Origin of the sequence: Flavobacterium sp. YO12 (assembly GCF_004119495.1) — a bacterium.
Taxonomy (GTDB): Bacteria; Bacteroidota; Bacteroidia; order Flavobacteriales; family Flavobacteriaceae; genus Flavobacterium.
Genome location: NZ_NRQU01000001.1, coordinates 47,942 through 71,942 on the forward strand (window position 1 = coordinate 47,942; position 24,001 = coordinate 71,942).

21 protein-coding genes are annotated in these 24,001 nt (G+C 47.0%); 12 read left to right on the top strand and 9 right to left on the bottom strand.

Going from position 1 to position 24,001, the window contains the following annotated elements:
- Positions 1–563: 563 nt before the first annotated feature.
- From BOW55_RS00210 to BOW55_RS00230, 5 genes are all read left to right on the top strand, one after another.
- The gene (locus BOW55_RS00210) at positions 564–956 is read left to right on the top strand and encodes a single-stranded DNA-binding protein (RefSeq protein ID WP_129022498.1); all 393 of its coding nucleotides are present in this window, start codon (positions 564–566) and stop codon (positions 954–956) included.
- Between the two features lie 46 nt (positions 957–1,002).
- Positions 1,003–2,076, top strand: coding sequence for a DUF932 domain-containing protein (locus BOW55_RS00215; protein WP_129022499.1), 1,074 nt, complete (start codon positions 1,003–1,005; stop codon positions 2,074–2,076).
- A 90-nt stretch (positions 2,077–2,166) separates the two neighbouring features.
- A complete protein-coding gene (locus tag BOW55_RS00220; RefSeq protein WP_129022500.1) occupies positions 2,167–2,820 on the top strand; it encodes a PRTRC system protein E in 654 nt (217 codons plus the stop codon).
- Between the two features lie 12 nt (positions 2,821–2,832).
- Positions 2,833–3,051 (top strand): PRTRC system protein C, encoded by a 219-nt coding sequence (locus BOW55_RS00225; protein ID WP_129022501.1) that lies wholly within the window; start codon positions 2,833–2,835, stop codon positions 3,049–3,051.
- Positions 3,052–3,066: 15 nt separating this feature from the next.
- Positions 3,067–4,221 carry a hypothetical protein gene (locus BOW55_RS00230; protein WP_164974984.1) on the top strand — a complete coding sequence of 385 codons (1,155 nt, stop codon included), beginning with the start codon at positions 3,067–3,069 and terminating at the stop codon, positions 4,219–4,221.
- Here the strand turns inward: BOW55_RS00230 and BOW55_RS00235 are convergent.
- From BOW55_RS00235 to BOW55_RS00245, 3 genes are all read right to left on the bottom strand, one after another.
- Positions 4,121–8,947, bottom strand: a complete 4,827-nt coding sequence (locus tag BOW55_RS00235; RefSeq protein WP_241686424.1) for an ATP-binding protein — start codon at positions 8,945–8,947, stop codon at positions 4,121–4,123. The two genes, BOW55_RS00230 and BOW55_RS00235, sit on opposite strands and share 101 nt — an antisense overlap.
- Positions 8,944–9,990 carry an MBL fold metallo-hydrolase gene (locus BOW55_RS00240; RefSeq protein ID WP_129022538.1) on the bottom strand — a complete coding sequence of 349 codons (1,047 nt, stop codon included), beginning with the start codon at positions 9,988–9,990 and terminating at the stop codon, positions 8,944–8,946. Before BOW55_RS00240 ends, BOW55_RS00235 begins: the two co-directional genes overlap by 4 nt.
- A 125-nt stretch (positions 9,991–10,115) precedes the next feature.
- Positions 10,116–10,361 (bottom strand): hypothetical protein, encoded by a 246-nt coding sequence (locus BOW55_RS00245; protein WP_041515741.1) that lies wholly within the window; start codon positions 10,359–10,361, stop codon positions 10,116–10,118.
- A gap of 357 nt (positions 10,362–10,718) precedes the next feature.
- Between BOW55_RS00245 and BOW55_RS00250 the strand changes: the two genes are divergently transcribed.
- The 7 genes from BOW55_RS00250 to BOW55_RS00280 all read left to right on the top strand — a co-directional run bounded on the left by BOW55_RS00250 (position 10,719) and on the right by BOW55_RS00280 (position 19,032).
- On the top strand, positions 10,719–11,618 hold the full coding sequence (locus tag BOW55_RS00250; protein WP_129022502.1) for a phosphatase PAP2 family protein: 900 nt from the start codon (positions 10,719–10,721) through the stop codon (positions 11,616–11,618).
- A complete protein-coding gene (eptA, locus tag BOW55_RS00255) occupies positions 11,605–13,125 on the top strand; it encodes a phosphoethanolamine--lipid A transferase EptA (protein ID WP_129022503.1) in 1,521 nt (506 codons plus the stop codon). The genes BOW55_RS00250 and eptA overlap by 14 nt, the downstream gene beginning before the upstream one ends.
- A gap of 39 nt (positions 13,126–13,164) precedes the next feature.
- A complete protein-coding gene (locus BOW55_RS00260; protein ID WP_129022504.1) occupies positions 13,165–13,815 on the top strand; it encodes a DUF1345 domain-containing protein in 651 nt (216 codons plus the stop codon).
- 318 nt (positions 13,816–14,133) lie between these two features.
- Positions 14,134–14,808 (top strand): response regulator transcription factor, encoded by a 675-nt coding sequence (locus BOW55_RS00265; protein ID WP_129022505.1) that lies wholly within the window; start codon positions 14,134–14,136, stop codon positions 14,806–14,808.
- Complete coding sequence (locus tag BOW55_RS00270; protein WP_241686425.1) at positions 14,805–16,070, top strand: HAMP domain-containing sensor histidine kinase; 1,266 nt, start codon at positions 14,805–14,807, stop codon at positions 16,068–16,070. The genes BOW55_RS00265 and BOW55_RS00270 overlap by 4 nt, the downstream gene beginning before the upstream one ends.
- A gap of 121 nt (positions 16,071–16,191) precedes the next feature.
- A complete protein-coding gene (locus BOW55_RS00275) occupies positions 16,192–18,150 on the top strand; it encodes an LTA synthase family protein (RefSeq protein ID WP_129022507.1) in 1,959 nt (652 codons plus the stop codon).
- A 3-nt stretch (positions 18,151–18,153) separates the two neighbouring features.
- Positions 18,154–19,032: a diacylglycerol kinase family protein gene (locus BOW55_RS00280; protein ID WP_129022508.1), complete on the top strand. Its 879-nt coding sequence runs from the start codon at positions 18,154–18,156 to the stop codon at positions 19,030–19,032.
- Positions 19,033–19,118: 86 nt separating this feature from the next.
- On the opposite strand, the gene BOW55_RS00285 is transcribed toward BOW55_RS00280, so the two are convergent.
- From BOW55_RS00285 to BOW55_RS00310, 6 genes are all read right to left on the bottom strand, one after another.
- Positions 19,119–19,343 (bottom strand): hypothetical protein, encoded by a 225-nt coding sequence (locus tag BOW55_RS00285; protein WP_129022509.1) that lies wholly within the window; start codon positions 19,341–19,343, stop codon positions 19,119–19,121.
- Between the two features lie 121 nt (positions 19,344–19,464).
- Positions 19,465–19,734: a hypothetical protein gene (locus BOW55_RS00290; protein ID WP_123902593.1), complete on the bottom strand. Its 270-nt coding sequence runs from the start codon at positions 19,732–19,734 to the stop codon at positions 19,465–19,467.
- 266 nt (positions 19,735–20,000) lie between these two features.
- Complete coding sequence (locus tag BOW55_RS00295) at positions 20,001–22,064, bottom strand: heavy metal translocating P-type ATPase (protein ID WP_129022510.1); 2,064 nt, start codon at positions 22,062–22,064, stop codon at positions 20,001–20,003.
- 81 nt (positions 22,065–22,145) lie between these two features.
- Entirely contained in the window at positions 22,146–22,601 is a 456-nt protein-coding gene (locus tag BOW55_RS00300) for an MgtC/SapB family protein (RefSeq protein WP_129022511.1), read from the bottom strand.
- 32 nt (positions 22,602–22,633) lie between these two features.
- Entirely contained in the window at positions 22,634–23,515 is an 882-nt protein-coding gene (locus BOW55_RS00305) for a bestrophin family protein (protein ID WP_129022512.1), read from the bottom strand.
- A 54-nt stretch (positions 23,516–23,569) separates the two neighbouring features.
- A complete protein-coding gene (locus BOW55_RS00310) occupies positions 23,570–23,986 on the bottom strand; it encodes a Fur family transcriptional regulator (RefSeq protein WP_084607884.1) in 417 nt (138 codons plus the stop codon).
- Positions 23,987–24,001: the final 15 nt, after the last annotated feature.

Here is a 24,001-nt window from a genome sequence, read left to right on the forward strand (position 1 = left end):
CTGCTATTTAGTTTAAACTATACCAAAAAGAAATTTAAGCTAAAGATTTTAACTTTGTAAAGTGTGACTTCCTATGACCTTGCAAGGAGAGCCATGTCTCTTTTCCTGAGAAAGTAAAAAATGTACCAACGTATAATTTTCTTGACTATTTTGATAGGTTGATTTCACTACAAAATTACTAAGCCTTTAATTGCCATTTCAACATTAAATCCTCATGGCTTCCCGTCTATTTTTTTTCCAAAAGCCCGTATGCTTCTGTCTTATTTCAGGAGCAAAGGTATCTCCGTGTTCTTAACCCAGAAGCAAGGCCATGTCCTGCGGATTTGATATAAAATCTCCACCCGTGCGGGTCGTATTTTTCATCAAAGCCTTGCTTCTGCTAAACACTAACCTTTTTATGCTCATGAAACAAAACATAGCATACACCGGCTCTTTAAACGAATAAAAAAAATGTCAGCAATGAGAAATAAAATATTGAAAGCGGAAAATGAAACAAAACAGCTCCACCTCGTCATTGCCGAATAAATAAAATTTAAAAAAATAATCCTTAAAAATTAGAAATCATGAACATCATCGGAAGATTAACAAAAGACGCAGAGGTAAGAACATTGTCAGGAAACAGACAGGTCGTGAATTTTTCAATAGCAACCAACGAGAGCTACAGAAGCAAGGAGGGCGAACGTGTGGAACAGACCACCTACTTCGACTGCGCCTACTGGATTAGCCCGAAGGTAGCGGACATCCTGACCAAAGGCACGCTTGTAGAACTGTCAGGCAGGGTAAGCGCAAGAGCGTGGAAAGGAAGCGACGGGGAACTGCACGCAGGTCTGAATTTCAACACCTCGCAGATTAAACTGCACGGAGGAGTAAAAAAAGCGCAGACCGCGGAAACGACAACGCAGACCCAAAGCAGTAAACCTACGGTGCAGGAGCCTGAGGAAGACCTTCCATTTTAAGGCGCACATAGGAATTAATATCAAGTTTAACTTTAAAACAATTATCATGGCACACAATATCAATTACAACAGCAGCACAGGAAATTATTCATTTTTCAGCGTAAAGCAGAAAGCATGGCACAATCTCGGAAAGACTGTGCAGGACTATCCGACAAGCGCAGAAGCCATAAGACACGCCCAATTGGATTACGAGGTCGCCAAAACGCCTTTATACACCAAAGCCTTGGCAAAGGAGGAAATGCAGGACGGTACTGTGACGGCATGCGCAGAACTGCACGTTCCCGATTATTTTTCCACCATCCGCACCGACAGCAATACGGTTTTGGGTGTAGTCGGCAAAGACTACCATATCGTACAGAACCGTGAGGCGTTCAGCTTCTTTGACGCCATAGTCGGCGGTGGCGAAGGCATCCTGTATGAAACCGCAGGGGCTTTGGGCAAAGGGGAACGCATCTTCATTACAGCCAAGCTTCCCGACTACATCAGGGTCGGCAGCGGGGATGATGTGACTGAAAAATATATTTTCCTGACCACCTCCCACGATGGAAGCGGAAGCATTACAGCAGCCTTCACTCCCATCCGAATCGTATGCCAAAACACCCTTAACGCCTCGCTCCGCAACATGAGCAACGTGGTGCGCATCCGACACACTTCGGGAGCAAAACAGCGCCTTGATGATGCGCACAAGGTCATGGGACTGGCAAACACACTGAGCAGTCAGCTGCAGGACATCTTCAACCATTGGGCTAAAGTAAAAGTTAAGGATTCAGAGGTCAAAAAGCTGATTCAGTTGGCATTATGCCCGAACAGGGAAACTCTGGAAATGCTTAAAACTGGCGCAGATGATGCCGTGTCCGCCATTTTCAGAAACACCGTGGAAGATGCTTTTGCCTATGCCATGGCAAGCGACACCCAACAGATGGAAACCACAAAAGGCACGCTCTACGGTGCTTATAATGCCGTGACGGGATATTATCAGAACGTGCGCACCTACAAGGACGATGAAGCCAAACTGCAGTCCATCGTGATGGGCGGAACGGCACAGCTGAAATCGCAGAAAGCCTTCGAACTATGCACCTCTTTTGCCGTGGACGGCGATAAGGCGCTGATGCTGAATTAAAAAAAGATGGGCGACTGCCTGCAAAGCGGTCGCCTTACAGTTTCTCAATATGTGAAGCCGACAAAATACGGACATTAAAAATCTACAGCCATGAACAGCAATTTTTTCAATCAGATAAGACAGATGGACATTGCAGGGGATCTGCACCTGACCATCGCAAAATCGACTGACGGCATCCTTGTCGTATCGGTCATGCTCCAAAACGAAGCCTGCGGGGACAATGCTAAAAACATCATCCCCCCGCTCAACCTGAGGGGAACAGCAGAGGAACTCGACAGCGGTTTCTTTCAGACCATCACCGCCCCGATGCAGAGCGCTTCGGGACTGATGACCGATATGGAATCCTTTATGAAACAATTGGAGCAGGCAAAAAAGCATTCTGCAAAGGAGAAGGAAAAAGCCGATGCGGAGAAAAAACAGCACCAAGCAAAAGACAAAAAGTTCAGCGATGCAATGGCAAAGGCGGAGGAACTGGAAAAACAGGGTAGATTCCGTGAGGCATGGATGAAAGTTCCCGAAGCGGCGGAATTTCCCGACAAAGCCGACGAGATACGCAGAAAGAGAACCTCCCTGTCCGACAGGTTCTCCACTCCAAGCCTCTTCGAGGCTGAGCAGGAAAAGCCCGAACCGCCCAAAGAGGCGCTCTATCCCGAACATGCCGAGATTCATCCCGATGAGGAAATGTCCTTTGAGGAGCAGGATTATGAACAGGAAGAGGAAGAACAAGACGAATACGAATACTAAAAATAGAGCGATATGTTACTAGCAACACACTTACAGCGGGTTTTCATAATCATCGAAAAGGGACAGCAGATAAGGCTGAGCGACCCCGAACCTAGATGGAGCGTCGAGGCGGTGCTGAATTTCTACGCCCCGACCTACCCTATCCTGACGACCTCCAAAATTTCAGCGCCAGTCATTAAGGACGACATGGTCGAATACCGATTCGAAACCGTAATGGGAACTAAAGGATAACTAAATTTCAATGACATGGATTATGCAAAAAAACATCATAGCAGGCACAATCAGCCCGCCACAACGCAAAAGGCAGATGCTTCTGCACCAACAGCTCGGCAGTTTTATGGCTTGGATGCACAGACCAAAAGATGCGGGGGAAATTCAGAAAGACAGAGCAAAATCAGTCCCAGTCCAAATGCTTCCGATAATTTTCTGAGAGCATCATTCCTGCCCAAACTGGAGCAGTTCCAAACCTCACAGCCCCGCATGGAACTCAGCAAAATGCAGTCGCAGTTCTACAAATCCCTTGTGCATCTCACAAGCCATTACGGCATCACATCCATGCAGACCGACTGTTTCGAGTATCCGTACAATTTTGCACTCTCGCTGTGGGATGCGGAGCGCAGACTGAAAAAGCAGTACGCGCCCTGCCCCGAAATCAGTCTGATGCAGGAAGGGGCGGAAACCTGCCTTGTCAGCGAGGAGACCCACGATACAGGCACGACCCTGTATTACATACCCGTCGAACCGCTGTATTGGATGAGCCACGATGCGAGGTACACAAAAAATGCAAAACTGCTTTATAGCGTGTTTTCCTACCTCTACCATATCACGGACGTCCCCTACCACAGACATCAGGACAGTTATCTCTACTGGATGTATGAAATGCACAGGGAATGGACGGAGCAGGACGAGGAAGACGAACAGAGAGAACGCTTTTTGCATGAGTTCGACAGGGCGGAGCTTGTCGGAGACTATATCGAAAAAAAGATATTCAACCCCGTTAACCTGACGTATTTTGAACACCGTCTGCTCGCCTTCAAATGCCGTGATGCATTCGACAGGGAATGCCTTTCAGCTGCACAAAAAGCGCACAGGCTGTTCAGTGACTATCCAAACGAACGAATTTTTCGAAACGCCCCCGCCTGCTCTGAGGACGGGCAGGACGAAGAAGAAAGCGAAAGCATCCCGATGCACAAATACATTTCCTTTATTTCGCATACCAAAGGATGGCTCTATGAAACCCTTGAACAGAGCATCAACAATGAGTTCAACGAATACAGCCAAATGCATGAGCCGACCATCTTCAAAAGATTCGACGATAGTGCCGACACGCACCAAAGCCTGGATTTCGAGCGCAGGTTTTTTTCGCTTTTGGATGACCTGTGCGAACTATGCGATGGTTAAAAAGAAAGGCTTTATCAAAAATAAACATCTTAGCCGTTAAAATCTTATGGCTTAAATAACTCCATAAAATCCAGAAATTTGCCGCTTTGGACTCATCATTTAAAAACTGGTTTACCACTTCCTCCAGGCACTTAACGGTAAATTCATATTTTTTATTGGAATACAAGATTTTTACGCCATCTGCATAGGCCCAGTCAATTAATGCTTTAAAGTTCTCAATTGCAGTATCCTCAGGCTGGCTGAGTAAAAACAGTGCAAATTTTTCTTGAAAAAACTGCTGCAGGGTATGATGGATCGTGTCGTCATATGGATCGGAATCTTTTGCAAAGGTTTCAAAAATGAAATTCAAGACATTCTTGAAATAGTCCCGAAGAATTTTGAGTTCTGTTTCAGCCGGCACCAGTTTTAAAGCTTCGAAAAGCCAGTCGCCTGCATTTGACTGATATTCAGGAATTGCAATCTGCACTGGGGTTTCCTCTTCAGCGACCCTATTCATAATGGCATCAATAGCGGCGCTGTATTGTTTAAGGGCATCGTTGTATTTGATATGCCCCGCAATGCGGCCTTTGGGTTTATAATGGGGATTTATTTTTAACCTTATTCTATAATGCGCTGTTTTTATAATGGAAAATAAATTTCTTTTATAAGATTTATATCCGCTTAAATGCTCCAGCCTGTGCTTAAGGTGCGAGAATTTTGAATACTCCACAATGCAGAAGATGCAGTTTAATACAAAACCGGGATCATGCTTCCATAGGTAGCTGTTAATTGACGCTCTCAGGGAATTGTGCTCGGATCTCTGATGAAAATGCGTTAAGTAATAAAGAATATTCTGCTTGTACAACCTCTTTTGCGTCTCATCCGACTTGAGCATCAAAATTGGAACAACAGAAAAGGCAGCTTCTGTTTCATACACCGTGTATTTGGAATTCGTAAAATCCATTAGCCTATTTTCGAAAAGTTCGTATTTAAAGAGCTCGTTTACTTTTGTTTCACACCATTCTCTTTCTGCTGCGCTTAATGACCTATAGAAATCCCTGATTCCCATTGCAGCCACCAGCACGGGCTGGTTATGCCTCTTGGAGATGTTTTTATTATCCTGGGCATCCACAGAGATTTTGTGGAACTCCGACCATTTTTCATAACTGTCCTCTTCCACGGTTTCATGCTTAAATTTCTGCATGCACCAGTATGCTGCATAAGAAACGGTATGGTTCTCTTCCTGCTTCGTCTTATTTTCCTCGACAACCTTTTGCAAGTCATCCTCCAGTTGTGTTTCTAACAGATAGCCGTTTTCAACTTCCTTTACTATTCTTAATTTTCTGCGGTCTATCCGGGCAAGTGCAAAACGCCAGTTTTGGTCTGTCGGGTTTTCCAGATTAAAATTATCTATGATCCCAAAGATTTCGGTTTGAAACTCGCCAAGGCTAAGGTTCATAACCAGATCTTCAATGCTTTTGCTTCTATGCTTTAGTGTTTGGAAATTCTGCAGCTGCAGGTGGCGCAGCTGGCGGTGCTTTTTATAGCTCAGAGGACTGTAGGCTTCTGATTCTTTAAGGCACCTGTGGAAATCCAGATGATAAATCTCCCTTATTTTCAGTAAAGGAAAAATTCTTCTTCCGGCAAGATCCATATGCTCATTAGCGACACTTATAAGCACTGCCGACCCCATGACGCTGTTGCATCTGGTTAAAAAAGCCTCAAAGGTGTAGTCCCAGGAAGCCTTTAAAAATTTAGTGTACTGGTCATGCTTGTTCTCTTTTATATCCCGGCCGATCTGCAGCAGATAGCACTCGGCTGCCATTAGGCAGGATTTCAGAACATCGGGCGAATTAAAATAGGTTCCCCTGAACATCATCCATAATGAAGGGCTGGCATGCTGTTTAATCTCTCTTCCGTCGTCCATTATAACAGTTATCTGCGAACGGTGGTCGGCAGGATGCAGAAATTCATTGTCCCGGCCGAAATCGGACTTGATATAGGAATCGGCAGCGTGATTAAATAGCTTCACTAAAAAATCTACAGTTGCAAAGGGAGAATACAGCAGAAGGTTCAATATAGGCGTTTCATAAGGGCTTCCAGGTGAATAATGCCTTTCTGTGCTCCTTCTGAAGCCGAAATCCTGCTCGCTGTGCATCATCGACCGGTGGTACGGCCCCAGAATGGACTGCCTCTTCATTTCTGCAATCTGCTCAGGAGTCGGCGGATAATAAAACCATTTGCTTTCTGCAATTTCAAGGACAAGTTCAGGATAATTTTTGCATATTTTCTGCCCTTCGTACCCGTCAAGGGCATACTCTAAAATCTTGTCATACAGATTGCCGATTTCAAAATCAGCATCCCTGTTTTTATTTCTAAACGCATCCTCTATTAATGATTTCAATTCATCTTTGACAAAGTCAGACAGACGGAAAAGCATTAATATTCCATTTTCAAGATTCTCAGTTTTAGCCCTTCCCTGGCCAGATGGGACACCTGATGTAAAATTACTGTAAAACCATATTAAAATTTTAGCCGCATGCTCGGCCTCGGCAGGAAACGATCCGTTTTTTTTCAGGCCTTTCTCCCACTGCAGCAGCATTGATAGTATCAATCTCATCTGTGGCTGCAGCAGATTCAGGTTTAAGAAAATAAATTCAATGAGATTGGCCCATACTTCACCGTAGGGAACCAGATTGATATTGTGATATACCTGAGTCCTTTTGTCCACATCCAATGCGTTCAGGAGGGAAAAATCCGGCTTCTGGCACGAAACCCGAACTAAAAAAATTATCCTTATGAAATATTTAAACTGATCTAAAAATAGAAAATCCTTGTTTTCCCGCAGAAAATCACTGCTGTAATGCGACTGCATGACAGCAACTAATATTTCATCCTTCCAGTAGTTTTGGATTGCCGAATCGTTGAGGGTTGATTTTACGAGCTGGCCTGCAGATCCGTCCATTGCCTGTATTTTTTCTGATATCCAGATTCTGAAGGCTCGCCGGACTGCCGGAGCGGTTCCTATTGCATCATAAAAAGCGCCGTAATTGCCCTCTTCAGCAATGTACTGCAGATAATTGCTGTCAATATGCCTTGTCAATGCCCAGTCCTCATAGATGTCATGAGCTGCCGCAAAGCTTCTTCTGTATACCGGTTCGGGATCAATAATATGGTCAGCGGTCAGCTCGTGAAGTATGTCAGCGCGTGCGTGCTCAACAGTTGCATATGCGCTCATTGCCGATGCCCTCTTCAGGGCAATTTCCATAAATGTCTCACCGCGCAGCTGTCTTTTTCGGGGATCTGATTCCTTTTCGCGCCCTTCAATCACATATTCCCACATGATCTGTTTGAACCTTGCTTCAGTATCAATATCATCTTTTACCGAATTCTGAGGTAAAGACACTGCCTTATCCAGATTAAAGGGAATCTGGAGAACTTTCAAAAGGGATTTATTTTTTGCTAACGTTCTCAGCATCGGATAGCTCTCAGCGATGCATTCCAGCTCCGCTGCATCAAGCGCAGGCACATCAAAATCGGGAAAAGCGGGAAACTGCCTTAAAAAACGGATTTTTAAATGCTCGGCCGCATAGCTCCTGCAGGTAAACACTAATGTAATATCCTCTCTTTTAAAAAGCAGATCAAAAAAATCCAATATTGTCTCAGCATTATCCGTTTCAAGTATTTTTTCGATGCTGTCTATAAGGAAAATTTTCTTTTTACCGAATTGCGGGGAATCAAGAACCTCTGAAAGGGATATGCCAAAGCAGAAGGGCTTATCTGCAAATATCTCCTCGATGCTTTTTTTGTCCAGCTGCTCGCCCTGAAAAGCAAATATTTCAAAATCGCTTTTTAGTCCATCCAAAATCTTCTTAACCATCGCCGATTTTCCGCTTCCCGGCTTTCCTGTAAATATTGCCAGCTTGCCGTTTTTTATAACTTCCAAAGCAGCGGCTGAAATTTCGGTCCTCGGCAGGTTGACTTTTCCAACGCTGTCTCGTATTCTTGAAAGCACCCTGAAAGAATTTTCATTAAGCTTTTCAGCTGCTTCAAGCACAGTAGGGTCTGTCTCTATCTGCAGCAATGATAAAAGGGGCAGCGATCTTGACGCCAGAAGATCATTTACCAGAGAAAGATCGATCCCCAATATTCTTTTATTATTTGTCTCATAGGCAAGAAATAGGCCGCAGCAGAAATATCTGCCATTCACTTTAACAAATACCGGACTTCCCGAATAGCCTTCCACAAGGTTGTCGTCATTGTACTCCCCGGTCAGGGGATCTGATACCTCAATCTGTATCTGCCTTTCGTAATCTCTATCCTTAAGGGGCATCAAATGGTGCAGCGTTCTTTTTAATTGATTAAGAACCACTTTAGGAAAACCTGTTATCTCAAGCTCATGGACTTTAGCCGGCACCAGGCAGATTTCAGGGCATTTATCATAGTTAAGCGATACGGGAAGGAATTGCTTTTTGACTATCAGTACTCCTATATCTTCACTTGCATTGTTTTCGCCAAATAATATTACATCCCCATCCTGCAGCTTATACTCAGACCATCCATTATCAGTAAGAAATCCGACTGACAGCTCATTGCAATCCCATGCAATCCCATTATCCCCAACCAGAGCATGTCTTGCCGTAAAAACATAGGCCTCTTCTGATTGGCCGGCCGGCGAATATATAAGTCCGCTGCTGAATCCCTGGGGATTTTCAATTCTTACTATAAAATCTTTCTCTGCTGTCATCCTATTTCAAAGTGAAGGTGGCTGTTTCCCGGCTGGGGAAATATTAGATTAATATTAAATTCTGGATCTGCTTTAAAAATGTTCCTTGTAAGTTCATTTTCCTGCGTGATAAAAAAATTGATGTTTTTATCGGGATTGGCGCGAAGCACTTTCACTAAAGTTTCCTTGTTGGGCAGATTTGAACGGTTATATCCATCTGCTGAAATAATGTAATTTTCGCAGTCAACCAGCTCCAGTAGAGCATTGCTTGTATTATACCTGCTTCCGTGATGGGGAATCTGCATATGCTTTAGCTTGATCTTCTGCCCTCCGAATCTTCTCCTGATAGCCGAGACAAGTACATCAGGATGGCTGTCGGCAGTAAACAGAAATGATTCGCCGTTGAACTGCAGCATAAAACTTATGCTTGATCCGTTTTCCACCGAAACATCCTTCACTTCCCTGGAAGTATCGAAATCTTCAATCCTCCTGCCGTAGTCATTATTTCTAATGCTTTTTAAAGATGAAGGCTCCTTATCCCTCATTTTCACTTCCTCATTTTTCCACAGCTTGAGAAGCGAATTGTATTTTGCATTGTCGGGAGACAGGATAATCAATTTGGCTCCCCATAAATCAATCAGTGGGTGGCTGTCGGTTATGTCCTGTTTTACATGTGAATGGGCTGCAAGGTACTCCCTAAGGGTAATGCCCTGCTTGACATTTTTTAAGTTATTGCTCCGGATGCCGGTGTCATAGTCCCAGTTGGAATAATTGAACCAGAAAGTGGTTCTGGAGAGATCCACGGCTTTCAGAAGGTCAGCATCTTTAAGAAGACGGAGAATTCCGCCTATATGATCATCATCAATGTGGGTGATGATCCATATATCAATTATTTCTTTTCTGACGTTGGCTATTTCATGCAATCTCTTTCTGAGCCCTGACTCATAAAGGCGGCCCTTCTCGCTGCCGCCGTCAATTATGATGTTGTGCGTTTTATCATCAGTGCCTTTAAAATTAATATGGATGGCATCCGCACAGCCTGCATCCAGAAAATCAATGTTCATCAATGCGCCAAAAGTTTTTAGTAAGATTTTTTATAAAATTACAATTATTTGCAGCATGTGCAACCTTAAAACCAAAAAGTGCTTCTGCCTTCACAACCGAAGCAGCTTTTATTTGAAAATTGAACCTATTCGATCGTTACAGTATCCAGGATGTTTTCCTGATTTATAAATGCAGCGATATACTGCTTAACTTCGACTTGCTTTTCAGATGGCGTTTCAAAGGTATTGATATGAAACTCCTCATCCTTGTCCAGGATGTGGATAATCTCGGTATAGCCTTTGGAAATCAGGCTGCCCTTGAGCCTAAGGATGGTATGCTGCTGGCGGGCATCCAAATCTTTTCTCACTTTTAGTCGTATCGCTTTTTCCATTTTGAAAGATCTGACCGTTGGTCTTGGGTGGATTCTAAATCCAAATATACCTATTTACATTCGGCGCATGCAAAATTTCAGTGTTAAAATAATGCGCCGGCGAATGTTAAAACGCATTGGACCGGCAGAAAAAAACTGCTCGCATTGAGAGACCTGCTGCTCTTCTGAAAATTTTAAAATATTTTTAATAATCTGATATACAAACAAATAAACACTAAAATTATCCAAAATAAAAGTCTGTGAAATGAAAATTCAGGATGATTACAAAATTGGATTGTAAACTTTCGGGAAAAAAGAATCGATATGTTTTGCCCTGGTTAAGCCAGTGTAAAACAATGATTAACAAAGTCCTAGAAAATGCGCCAGTTATTCCTCGAAAATGCCGATGGGGGCATCGAAAAAATCACGTCCGAAAAGGCCAATCCCCTTTTGGATCTTTATGTTTCATTCAACTTCTCAAGGCTGCGGCCTACCCTTTTTTTCCTGCCTGCGGTGCTGCTGCTGCTAATCGCCGCGTTCCTTTTCATGCTCGATGCGCTGCGCGCCGAATCGTATATCCTAATCCAGCGGGAATATTTCTTTATGCTGAATGCCGCCCTGTCCCAATATCCCGAAATGCAATACAATCTCACCGAAACCGGAAATACCCTGGTGGTGGCGTCGCTGCTGAGCATTTTTGTGCTGCACGCGCCTAAGATATGGGAGTCTCTTGCCTCTGCCCTTCTGGTTTCCTGCCTGTTTTCCAGCGTGCTGAAAAAGCTCTTTCATGTCCCAAGGCCGGCAGCTTTTTTTGACAACGGCAGCTTTACCATAATCGGAAGGACTCTCTCAGGGCACAACAGCCTGCCCTCAGGCCATTCCATCACCATTTTTACGGCGCTCTCCATCCTTATGTTTGCCTTTATGCCTGCCAGGCTGATAAACAGGATCTTTTGGTGCGCACTTTTTGTGTCAGCGGGTCTCGCGCTTGTCCTCACAAGGGTTGCCCTGGGAGCGCATTACCCCATTGATGTTCTTGTCGGGGGCATCATAGGCTACTTCTGCGCCCTTGCCGGAATATTTATCTCAACAAGGTACCGCATTTGGAAATGGATCGGAAACAGGAAATACCACCCCTTCTTCATCATTGCCTTCACGGGATGCTGGCTTGCGCTGGCCTTCAGGATCATGCAGGAGCACCTTTTCATATTCTGCCTGTCTTTATTCGTTTTGACCATATCACTATATAAAATTACAGCCGCTTATGTTAAAAGCTAAACTACCAGCGGCCCGCATGGCGGCTTTAATCAGCCTGGCCAACTGCCTGTTCTTCCATATCCCCTTCTTCTCTTTTGTGGTCGGGAATCTGAATTACGCGGGATTCAGCGGCATTATGACCATCTCCAGCCTCATCCTGCTGATGCTGGTGCTGGATTTCCTGGTCTTTTACCTGCTGCTTTACCTTACCGGAATTTTCGGCAGAATTCTCATTTCGCTCTTTTTTGCCCTCAGCGCGGCAGCCCTGTATTTCATCAATTCCTACAGCGTGATCATAGACGAAAGCATGGTGGGGAATATCCTCAACACCAATTATGCGGAATCAAGCGCCTATTTTTCGGTTAGGCTGGTGCTTTATGTGCTCGTGCTCGGGATAGTTCCCTCGGCGGCGCTCTTGAGGATAAAGATCACAAAAGAGCCCCTTAAAAGGTTTGCGGCGCTCTGCTCGGGCAGCCTGCTCATTGCGCTGGCGCTGGTATTTATCAATTCAGCCGGCTGGCTTTGGATCGATAAGAATTCCAAAAAACTGGGAGGGCTGGCAATGCCATGGTCCTATGCGGTCAACACCTCCCTGTTTTACGTGCACCAGTACAAGAAAAACCAGAAGGAAATCCTGCTTCCCGATGCCCGCATCAGGGACAGGAAGAAATCCATTGTGGTGCTGGTCATCGGCGAATCCGCAAGAAGGGCCAATTTCTCGCTGTACGGCTATCCGAAGAACACCAATCCGCTGCTCTCCAAAACTGAAAACCTGCATATCTTCAATGCTGTCTCCTCGGCAACCTATACCACCGGCGGCGTGAAGGCGATACTGGACCATAAAAAGACCGACGATCTCTATGAGATTCTGCCCAACTACCTGTACCGTAACGATGTCGAGGTCATCTGGAGGACTGCCAACTGGGGAGAGCCGCCGCTTCATATCAAAAATTACCAGGACCGGAAATACCTAGGCGCTGCATGTCCGGGCAGGGAATGCGCATACGACGAGGTCCTGCTTAACCTTTTCCGGGAGCAGATCCTGGCCAGCAGCAGGGACAAGATACTTCTGGTGCTGCATACCAGCACCAGCCACGGCCCCAGCTACAGCAAAAAGTACCCTCCGGCGTTCCAGTATTTCAATCCGGTCTGCACCAGCGTCGAACTTGCTGACTGCTCAAAGCAGGAACTGATGAACGCCTACGACAATACGATAGTCTATACCGATTACCTGCTCAGCCGCGTGATCCAGAACCTGAAAGAGCTCAAGGAATTTGACAGCACTATGATTTTTGTTTCGGACCACGGAGAGTCGCTCGGCGAAAAAAATCTCTACATGCACGGCCTGCCGATGAGCATTGCTCCAAGGGAGCAGTTTGAGATTCCTTTTATTGTCTGGGTTTCGCCCGGCTCAAAAAAACTGAAAGCCGATAAAACCGCATCCCAGTACCATGTCTTCCACAGTGTGCTGAACTTTCTGAATATAGAAAGTCCCATCTATGATGAAAATATGAACATTTACCAATAGCATTCAAACAACCGGCACAAGCCATAAAAATAATTTCTTATGAATGGAACAGTATTTATAAACCGGCTCAGCAACAGGTCAAGGCTGGCAATTTCCGCTTCGGCGGGACTGCTCACCGCCCTTGTCCTTGAGATCGGAACCAGCAGGCCTTCGGTGCACATCATGGCGGTCTGGCTGGCTTTTTCGCTAACCCAGCTGTTTTTCTCCTGGTTTACAATTCTCACCTGCCGTGTGGATGAGCTTAAGAAAAATGCCAAAGACCAGGACTCGGGACGCGCTGTGCTGTCCCTGTTCATGCTCCTTACAACGGCTGTAAGCCTTCTGGGCATCGTGCTGCTGTATGTTTCAGCCGACCAGAAGACCGGTTCCGAGCTGGCGCTGCATGTGGTGATGACCCTCTCATCGGTGGGAACGGCCTGGGCGGTGGTCCATACCACGTTCGCCTTCAAATACGCCAATCTCCATTATTCGCTCAACGGCCTTGATTTTCCCGGAAAAGGCGAACCTGACTATCTCGACTTTGTCTATTTCTCATTTGTGATCGGCACAACCTTTCAGGTATCCGATGTCGCCATACTGGACAGGAAGATAAGGAGGACCGCGCTGGTGCACGGGGTGCTTTCCTTTATGTTCAACACCACCATACTGGCATTGAGCATCAATATTATTTCCAGCATGGTGCAGCGCTGAAAAATAAGCCTTACAAGAACATTTATATGTTCCCAAACCGTGTTTTTTTTGATTTGATTCTCCCGGCATCCAGTTTTCATGGCTGGGGGAATCTTTATCAAAGCCCGGATAGGTTAAGGCAGTTTTTGAGGCAAAAAAACACGCCGCAGGCAAAAATTCAGAATTAATTCAAAATTGAGCCGTATTATTACAGACTGTAATATATAAACGGCCACGCCGTTTTAAAAAAAAAATGATGCCCCGCAGCGCACATATTGCCATAAATTCTTAAATTTAGTGGGCATATGCACTGTCATGGGGCGCTTAGAAAATGGCATCATGAAAATTTTAATCATAGAAGACGAACAGGATATCGCTCAAAGCATACAGAGCTATTTCAAGGACAATGGCGTAAAATGCGAAACGGCGCACAATTATGCGCAGGCCGTCCATAAGATCGACAATTACGATTACGACTGCATACTGCTTGACCTGGGCCTTCCCGACGGGGACGGTTTTGACATCCTCAGGGAGCTGCGAAGCAAGGACAAGACCGACGGGGTGATAATCATATCGGCAAAAGAGACCCTGGAGACAAGGCTGGAAAGCTTCAGCCTGGGCGCCGACGACTACCTTACCAAACCCTTCCATCTTGCCGAACTGCTGGTAAGGATGCAGGCGCTGGTGCGGCGCAGGAACTTCAGGGGAAGCAACAGCGTGGTGTTCCAGGAGATCAGGATCGAAGTGTTCACCAAAACAGTGCTGGTCAATGACCGAAAACTCGAACTGACCAGAAAGGAGCTCAACCTTCTGCTGTTCCTGATCGGCAACAATGACAAGGTACTGTCAAAGGCCGCCATCGCCGAACATCTTTCCGGCGATATGGCCGATATGCTAGACAGCCATGATTTCATATACGCACACATCAAAAACCTCAAAAAGAAACTCGCCAAAGCAGGTTCGGGAGACTATATTAAAACCGTTTACGGCGAAGGATACAAATGGGAAAAATGAATCGTAAAAAACTATTGGGCAAAACCACGAGGGATTTTCTCGTGCTTGCCGCCGTGATCCTTTTAATCTGTGCTCCGATATTCTACTTTGTGAGCCAGTGGCTTTTCATCTACGAAACCGAAGAGGTGCTCGTGCAGCATAAAAATGCATTCATTAACCAGTCCAGCCGCAATTTCACTCCCGAAGACATCAAGACCTGGAACAGGTACAACCTGCATTTCACCATTATGCCCGATATGGGCGTAAAAAAAGATTCCATAGTCGGCACCATGATCGAAGACTCCACAGCTGAGGAAAAAGAGCCTTTCCGCATCATTTACGCCCCAGTGGAAATTGCCGGCAGAAAATACACCTACACCGAAAAGATCCACCTGCTGGAAATGGAAAGGATGGTGTTCACCATAGCTGGCATGTTCACCTTTATCCTTCTGGTGCTTTTTGTCGGCATTGTATGGCTCTCCAAGAAAACGGCATCCAAACGATGGAAGCCCTTCTATGACACTCTGGACCAGATCCATGAGTTTGAGATCGACAAGAACAAGCCCCCCCATTTCCTGGAGACCGACATCGACGAATTTGAACGCCTGAACAGAAGCCTTGAGGCGCTGATCGAAAAAAATACGGCCATCTACAAAAGCCAGCGCGAGTTTGTGGAAAATGCGGCCCATGAGCTCCAGACGCCCCTCGCGCTGTTCCAGAACAAGATCGACACCCTTTTCCAGATGCGGCTCGACAAGGACCAGACTCGGGTGCTGGGCGCCTTGAGCAGGGATGTGGCAAAACTCAACAGGCTCAACAAAAATCTGCTGCTGCTCTCCAAAATAGAGCATGAGATCTATCTGGAAAAAACCTGCATCTCGGTCAATGAGCATATAGAAAAACATCTGGACTTCTTTACCGAGCAGGCCGGCCAGAAATGGGTCGCCATTAATGTGCAGCTGTCCGAAAAGCTTGAAATAGAAGCCAACCCTGTCCTTGCCGAAATCCTTATCAACAACCTGGTGCTTAACGCCATCCGCCATAACCGCACCGAGGGAAATATCATAATCAGGACCCTGGATCGCGAGCTGATGATCCTCAACACCGGTACGGCCGAACCGCTTCCCATCGAGAAGCTCTTCGGACGTTTCTTCAGCGGCGGCACCTCGGCAAACGGCAGCGGGCTGGGTCTGGCCATCATCAGAAAGATAACCGAGATAAGCGGCTGGAAGATCTCCTACTCCTATCATAACGATTTCCACTGCTTCAGCGTAAAGTTCTAGGCCGGGCATCCTGCCGCTCTGCTTTTTTTATGCACAATGGGTTAATATTTCTTAATAAAAACCAAAAATTCAGAATGACTACAACATTGCAATGTAAACTTTGCTGAGTTATTATTGAGTTATGGGTAAATTGTCTATCAGAACCGGCAGATACGCACTGCTGGTTCATTTTATTGCATGGTTTCTGCTGTTTTCGCAGCTGCTGCGCATCATCCTTTTTATCTGGCAGCATGGCCAGGTCTCGCAAAGCATTTTTGATGTCATCCGCACGCTCCTTACAGGGCTTTTTTTTGATATCGGAACCATCGCACTGATTTCTTATCCTGCCGTTCTCTACTATACCGTATTTGCGGGACGATGGACCGGCTCGCTGGCCGACAGGATCGTAATCTGGTTCTTTACGGCGCTGAATGTTTTCATACTGGTTTTCACCTTTCTGGCCGAAATCACCTTCTGGGAGGAATTCAGGACCCGCTTCAATTTCATTGCGGTGGACTACCTGATCTACACCTACGAGGTCATTGCCAATATACAGGAGTCCTATCCTCTGCCGCTTCTCGTGTCAGCTGTCGTGATAGTTACCGCACTTGTGCTTTTCGCCTTTTACAGATCAAGAGCCTTTGCCGCCGCATTCGCCCACAACACGGACATAGTGAAGAGGGTTTCCATATTGCTGCTCTTCACGGCGGCGGCATCCTTTTATATCACTTTTATCTCCAGCAGCCAGGCCGAATGGTCGCCCAACCGCTACAATTCCGAAATTTCCAAATCGGGCATCTATTCCTTTTTTGCCGCTTTCCGCAATAACCAGATGAAGTACGAGCAGTTTTACACCTCCATCGGCAATGACCGCGCGTTCAGCATCGTCAAATCAAAACTGGCCGACAGCACGGTATCCTTTGCCACCACAGGCTACTCGATCCACCGCAGCATAAAGGACGCCCAGTCGCCGCTGCAGCGCAGCAACGTGGTCTTTATCCTCATGGAAAGCTTCAGTGCGGATTTTATGGCCGAATTCGGAAACAGGCAGAACCTGACCCCTTTCCTGGACAGCCTTGCCCAGAAGAGCGTCTTTTTCACCGGCATGTACGCCACCGGAACCAGAACCGTGCGCGGCATGGAGGCGCTGACACTGTGCATACCTCCAACCCCGGGACAGTCGATTGTCAAAAGGCCGGAAAACCAGGACCTCTACACCATCAGCAATGTCTTCAGGTCCAAAAACTATGACTGCAGCTTTTTTTACGGCGGCGACGGCTATTTCGACAACATGAACTCCTATTTCGGAGGCAACGGCTTCAGCATTTATGACCGCGGGCGCGGAAGCGTGCTCAGCGACCGCATCAGCACAGTGAGGCATAATATCGCAGACAGCGAGGTCACCTTTGAAAATGCATGGGGAATCTGCGATGAGGACATTTTCAATAAAATGATCAGCACTGCCGACCAGAAGCATAAGGAAGGAAAGCCGTTCCTGAATTTCGTGATGACCACCTCCAACCACAGGCCGTACACCTATCCTTCGGGCCGGATAGACATCCCGTCCGGAACGGGACGCGAAGGAGCCGTCAAATATGCCGACTATGCCCTGAAAAGGCTCTTTGCCGAAGCGTCCAAAAAGCCCTGGTACAAGAATACCGTCTTCATTGTCGTTGCCGACCACTGCGCCAGCAGCGCAGGAAAGGATGAGATCGACATTGCCAACTACCATATCCCCGCCTTTATCGTGAATATGCCCGAAACGGCCAGCCGCAAGGTGGATAAGCAGTGCTCGCAGATCGATCTCTGGCCTACCGTATTTTCGATGCTCAAATGGCACTACGAATCCGATTTCTTCGGTAGGGACATCCTTGATCCCGATTTCGAGCAGCGGGCATTTCTGGGGACATACCGCAAGCTCGCGCTCATGAAAGGCAGCCGGGTCATGATACTCTCCGACCAGAAGAAGCAGGCCTTCTACAGCTGGAAAAAATCAGACAACAGCCTCACGACCCTGCCGATAGACAGACCGTTTCTTGAAGAGACCATCGCATGGTACCAGACCGCTGATTACCTTTTTACAAACAAACTTTTAAAATAAGCAATGACCTACATACATTTCATCATAAACCCAGTCTCCGGCGGAGGGCGCCACAGCCTGCCGGATTTTTACATCAGGCAGTTCTTTCCCGCTGACCGGTATAAGATCAGCACTGATTACACCATGAGCAGAAAGCACGCCCTGATCCTCACCGAAAAAGCGCTCGAGCAGAATCCCGACATCATCGTGGCCTGCGGAGGCGACGGAACCATCAATGAGGTGGCTTCACGCCTGATAGGGACCGATGTGAAGCTGGGGATCATCCCTGTGGGGTCGGGAAACGGACTGGCATCGCATCTGAACATTCCGCGCGATATCGGAAAATCTCTTGAAATTATCAGGGAAGGAAGAAAATTGCGGATCGATGCCGGAAGAATCAACCAGCATTACTTTTTCAGCAACACCGGCATCGGAATTGACGCGATGATTGTAAAAAAGTATGAGAATTCGGGAAAAAGGATGCTTTTTGCCTATATCAAGGCTGCAGTTGCTGCTGCCTTTGAGTATAATGCGCAGCCCGCCATAATATATTTCGACGACAGGGTCATACCAATAAAGCCCTTTATGGTCTTTGTTTCCAATTCAAATGAAATGGGCTACAGCATGAGCCTTACCCCAGGCGCACTGCTGACGGATGGAAAACTGGATCTGGTTCTCATTCCCGAGCTTTCCTTTTTCGAAAAAATAGCCCTCGGATACCATATCCTGAACCGCTCGGTAAGCAGATTCAAGAAGGCCCAGCACCATCTGGTAAACAGCCTGCAGATTCAAATGCCGATGAAGATCTTCACCGATGCGCAGATCGACGGGGAGCATTATAAATTAAGGACCAACAGCTGCACAATTTCGGCAGAGCCGGCCGCACTCAGCGTGCTGGTCTGAAAGCTTAATTAGGCTTTTCCGGAACTGTCTTCCCTTCGGGGAAGGCTCTCCGGAAATACGCGCTGCCGCCCTTGATCTTATCAGTTCTATTTGGCAAGCATTGAGCGGTCCGTCTCAAAATCCAGAAGGATCATTTTCTGGTCGTCCAGAAAAATCAGCACATCCAGAACGGCTGCCTGGTTATGCTTCTCCTCTTGTATCGGATCTGTCGGAAAAATTAAGCCCGAAAGCTCCTCCAGAGCAAAATCACGATCAGGATTGTCCCTTAGAATGGTAAGGATTACATTGGAAATATTGGCATACTTTTTCATATTCTGCTAATCATTTGGTTTAAATGCCCGGTTTATTTTTTTTATGGAATAAACCGCAGAACCTTCGAAAAAGCCTGCGGTTTTGAATTAACAATCGCCTTTTATATTTTTCTTATATATTTCATTTCGGGGATTCAGGAAGGCGTCCGGCGCCTTCATTGGTCAATTTCCCATTGGCCTGCTCATGCGGCCTGTCCTGCACGTGGTACAGGATGAAATGTCTTGCCCTGGCAAAAATTCCAAGAACAATCACAATTCCCAGAATTGCCAGTATGATCGTTTTTCCGATATTGACAGCCGAATACCTGTTCTTCTTTCTAACCGGCCTGCCCTTCTGTCCCCTCGATGTCTTCTGTATGTTGGGATAGTATTTCTTCTTTCGTTTTTTCATTTCGCATAAAATTCGATTCAATGCGCTATACCTGCAGATACGGCATTGCATTACCATGAACTGCCGGTAAAACTGCACGTTTGATATTTCTGCCTGTGCGGTTGCGGCAGGCATTTCTGATGGATATTACGATTGGATAAGGGCACAAAGAATCCCTGCCGTCTGAGCCAGATGATTATCCGGAAGCGGATATCATCTGGCCGGCAGCTAAGCAGCAGCATTAAATCTTTTGGATTTAAGCCTTTAGAATCTTTGAATTATCCAATTTAGAATTTCATTTTCTGGATGCGCACCGCATTCAGAATCGCAATCAGCGATACGCCGACATCGGCAAATACGGCTTCCCACATCGTGGCCAGCCCGCCTGCTCCAAGAACGAGCACTACGCCCTTGACTACGAAAGCCAGGGTGATGTTCTGCCATACGATTTTCTTGGTCTGCCTGCCGATATTGATGGCCATGGGTATTTTTGAAGGCTTGTCGTCCTGTATCACGACATCGGCCGTTTCTATGGTCGCATCGCTTCCCAGCCCGCCCATTGCAATGCCCGCATCGCTGAGCGCAACCACAGGCGCATCGTTCACTCCGTCACCGACAAAGGCAACCGTTCCAGACTGCGCCTTGATCTCCTTCACTTTGTTTACCTTGTCTTCCGGCAGCAGGTCGCCGTAGGCATTGTCAATCCCCAGCTTGTCGGCTACAAACTTCACTACGCTTCCCTTGTCGCCGCTGAGCATTGTCGCTTTGATATTCATCTTGTGCAGCAGGTCTATGGTCAGCTGCGAGTCTTCCTTGATGCTGTCCGCTATCGTGATATACCCGACATATTTTTTGTCATAGCTAACCGCAATTGTCGTGTATACTATCGAAGCCGGATCGACATCATAAGAAATGCCGAACTTGTCCATAAGCTTGAAGTTCCCCGCAAGCAGCTCCTTTCCGCCGATTAATGCCTTCAGTCCGTGGCCCGCAATTTCCTCGGTGCTTTCCAGTTTTATCGAGCTGTCCACCTCACCCACGTATTCATGGATTGCCGTGGCAACAGGATGCGAGCTCTGGCTCTCCACCGCATTGACCATTTTCAGGATCTCATCCTTGTCAAACTCCGGCTTGAAGACAGTCTCCTGCACTTTGAAAACCCCTTCTGTCATCGTTCCGGTCTTGTCCATCACCACGTTCTGGATCGAGGCCATCACGTCAAGGAAATTGCTCCCTTTGAACAGTATCCCGTTGCGGCTGGCCGCACCGATTCCGCCGAAATAGCCCAGCGGTATGGAAATGACAAGAGCGCACGGACAGGAAATAACCAGAAAGACAAGAGCCCTGTAAAGCCAGCTGCTGAAATCATAATTGTCCACAAAGAAATAAGGCAGAAGGCAGATTCCGATAGCCAGAAAAACCACAATGGGCGTATAGATCTTGGCAAACCTGCGTATGAACAGTTCTGTCGGAGCCTTCTGCGAGGTCGCATTCTGTACAAGTTCCAGTATTCTGCTGAGCTTGCTGTCGGTAAAGGCCGCGGTGACTTTCACCTGTGCCGCCACGTTGAGATTGATCATTCCCGCCAGGACCGCCTCGCCTTTGGATTTGGTGTCCGGTTTGCTTTCCCCTGTAAGGGCCGCCGTATTGAATGAAGCGCTGTCGGTTAGAAGCTCCCCGTCAAGCCCAAGCTTTTCTCCTGGTTTCAGCTGGATGATATCCCCAATCTGGGCCTGTTCGGCTTTGATTGTTTTGGTCTTTCCGTCTGCGACGATGGTCACTTCATCGGGCCTCTGGTCCAGAAGGCTTTTGATGTTGCGCTGTGCCCTTGATACGGCAAGGGTCTGGAAAACTTCCCCTACGGCGTAAAAAAGCATTACCGCAACCCCTTCAGGATATTCCTTAATGATGAAGGCGCCGACTGTGGCTATGCTCATCAGAAGGAACTCGGAAAATATCTCCCCTTTGGTGATGCTTTTGAAGGCATCCCTGATAACCGGAAATCCGACGATCAGATAGGCCACCAGGTACCACACGAACCGCAGGGTGCCCGAAAACCACGGCAGCTTGATCCAGTTGTCAAAAGAAATGGCAAGAAGCAGCAGCACCAATGAAATTATCGAAGGAAGGAACATCTTAAACGCTCCGCCTTCGGCAGTGCTGTGGTTATGGCCGTCATCATCGGTGTGGGCATGGCTGTGCCCGTCGACGCTGCTGTGCGCATGGTTGTGGCCGTCATCGGGAGTGTGCCCCTTCAGAAGTTCCTTTGCGCCGGCCTGCACATACACCTTCTCGGTCTGCGTGCAGCAGATCTGTTTCCCGTTCTTATCGTATTTATGTTTGTGTTCCATGATATATAGTTTATAAGGTTAAAAAATTCGGCACCATTCTTCCTGAAGTGTCCCGGTGCCGATAAAAGGCAGTCCATTGGTTTAGTTAGTCCTTTTTTTACTCTTGATTAATCTATCGACCAGTCTTCTGTACCATGAAAAATGGTTCACGCTGAAAATCAGCAGTATGATGAGTGTCGCCGAAACGGCAATTACAAGCATATCCAGTGCTATGGCCATTCCAACCGCTGATGTGGTCCAAAGGCCCGCGGCGGTTGTAATGCCTTTGGGCAGGTTCCGCTGGTCCCTGAAAATTATTCCCGCCCCTATGAATCCCAGCCCGGTCGCAATGGCGGCAAGCATTCGGGCAACAGCCGATACATCTTCCGTAAGATGGGCCGCAATGGAAACAAACAGGCAGGAGGCCGCGCAGATGCATGCAAAAGTCCTCACGCCCGTATTCTGCTGTTCCCTTTCCCTTTCAAGCCCGATCAGGCCGCCCAGGGCAGCAGCCAGCAGCAGCTTGGCTGACATATAAAGTTCAACCCCGATATCCATTGGATTCCGATTTTTGGAAGAAAGCCCAATTGCTACATTTCATAATAAAGGCTGTTCTTAGGTTTTACGGGAACATCCTTCGCGCCGGTCATCTCAAGGAGATTGATTTCAATGGTCTGCGCCAGCGAAGTCATCGGCGTATCCACAGGCGTGTTCTCAAAAGGATCCTGCATGATTATGGCAGTTGATTCAATCGCAATGAACAGCAGCGGAATCAGGATGGTAAGCAGCAGTTCAACCGCCAGCTGGGAATCCTCAAGCCCGAAGGGCAGTATGGCCGCAAAAACATAGATCAGCGTGTGCACCAGAAGGCTGTATGACTTTGGAAAGACCGTATTTTTGATCCGTTCGCACTTTCCCATGTGATCGCAGAGGCGAGATATGGTTTCATTGAGCTGCACGGTCTTGAAATCCGTTATGATCCCTTTCTGCTCCATTTCGGCAACGCTCTGCGAATGCCTGCCCAGCAGCGCATTGGGAATGTTCGTCCCGGTTATGTTATGGAACTTCAGATAGTCTTCCACCTTTGGGCTGAAGGGCTGGCGGCGCAGCGCTTCGCCAAGGGCATACACCCAGATGATCTGCCTTTCGGCAAACTGGTCTGCAATCTGGCTGTTTTCTTTGGATGCGAACTGCATTACCTGTCTGACAAGGGTGCGCGAATCGTTTACAATCGCACCCCAAACCATTCTGGCTTCCCACCATCTCTCATAGGACTGTGCCGTCCTGAAGGCCAGCAGCAGCGAGACTGCCGTTCCGACAAGGGCCGGAATGCTGAGCGGAAGGGATACTTTCCTGAAAACGGGAAGCATATCCAGCATGCCGATTGCAGCGGCAAAAATGACAATGAGAATAATCTGGGATCTTATTTCCCTCACAAAGTACAGCACTGATATTCTGCGGTTTAACAGCATAGCTTAAAATTAAAATTTTACAATTATCCTTTGTTCACAATTATCTGATTTGAATTATGATGCAGTGAGGCACTTCTCGCAGATTCCTTTGGCCAGAATCTGGATCTCGTCGATCCGCAGGCTGCCTGTCAGGCTTTCGGGAAGAATGATCTCCTCCCTGCAGGTGGTCTGCCCGCATTTTCTGCAGTAGAAATGCAGATGCCTGTCATTATGCTCTTCCTGCTCGCATGAATCTGCGCATAAGCGGTACCTGGCCTGGTTTTCATCCATGATCTTATGCACGAGGCCCTTTTCCAGAAAAGTCTGGAGCGTCCTGTAGATGGTCACCTTGTCGGCCTTATGGAAATATTTCTCGATATCGGCCAGAGACAGAGCCTCACTCAGCGTCTGCATGTACTCATAGATCAGGATACGCATCGTGGTCAGGCGTATGTTCTTGCTGTTAAAGGCTTCTTCCGTTGTTTTCTTCATATAATTTTTACATTA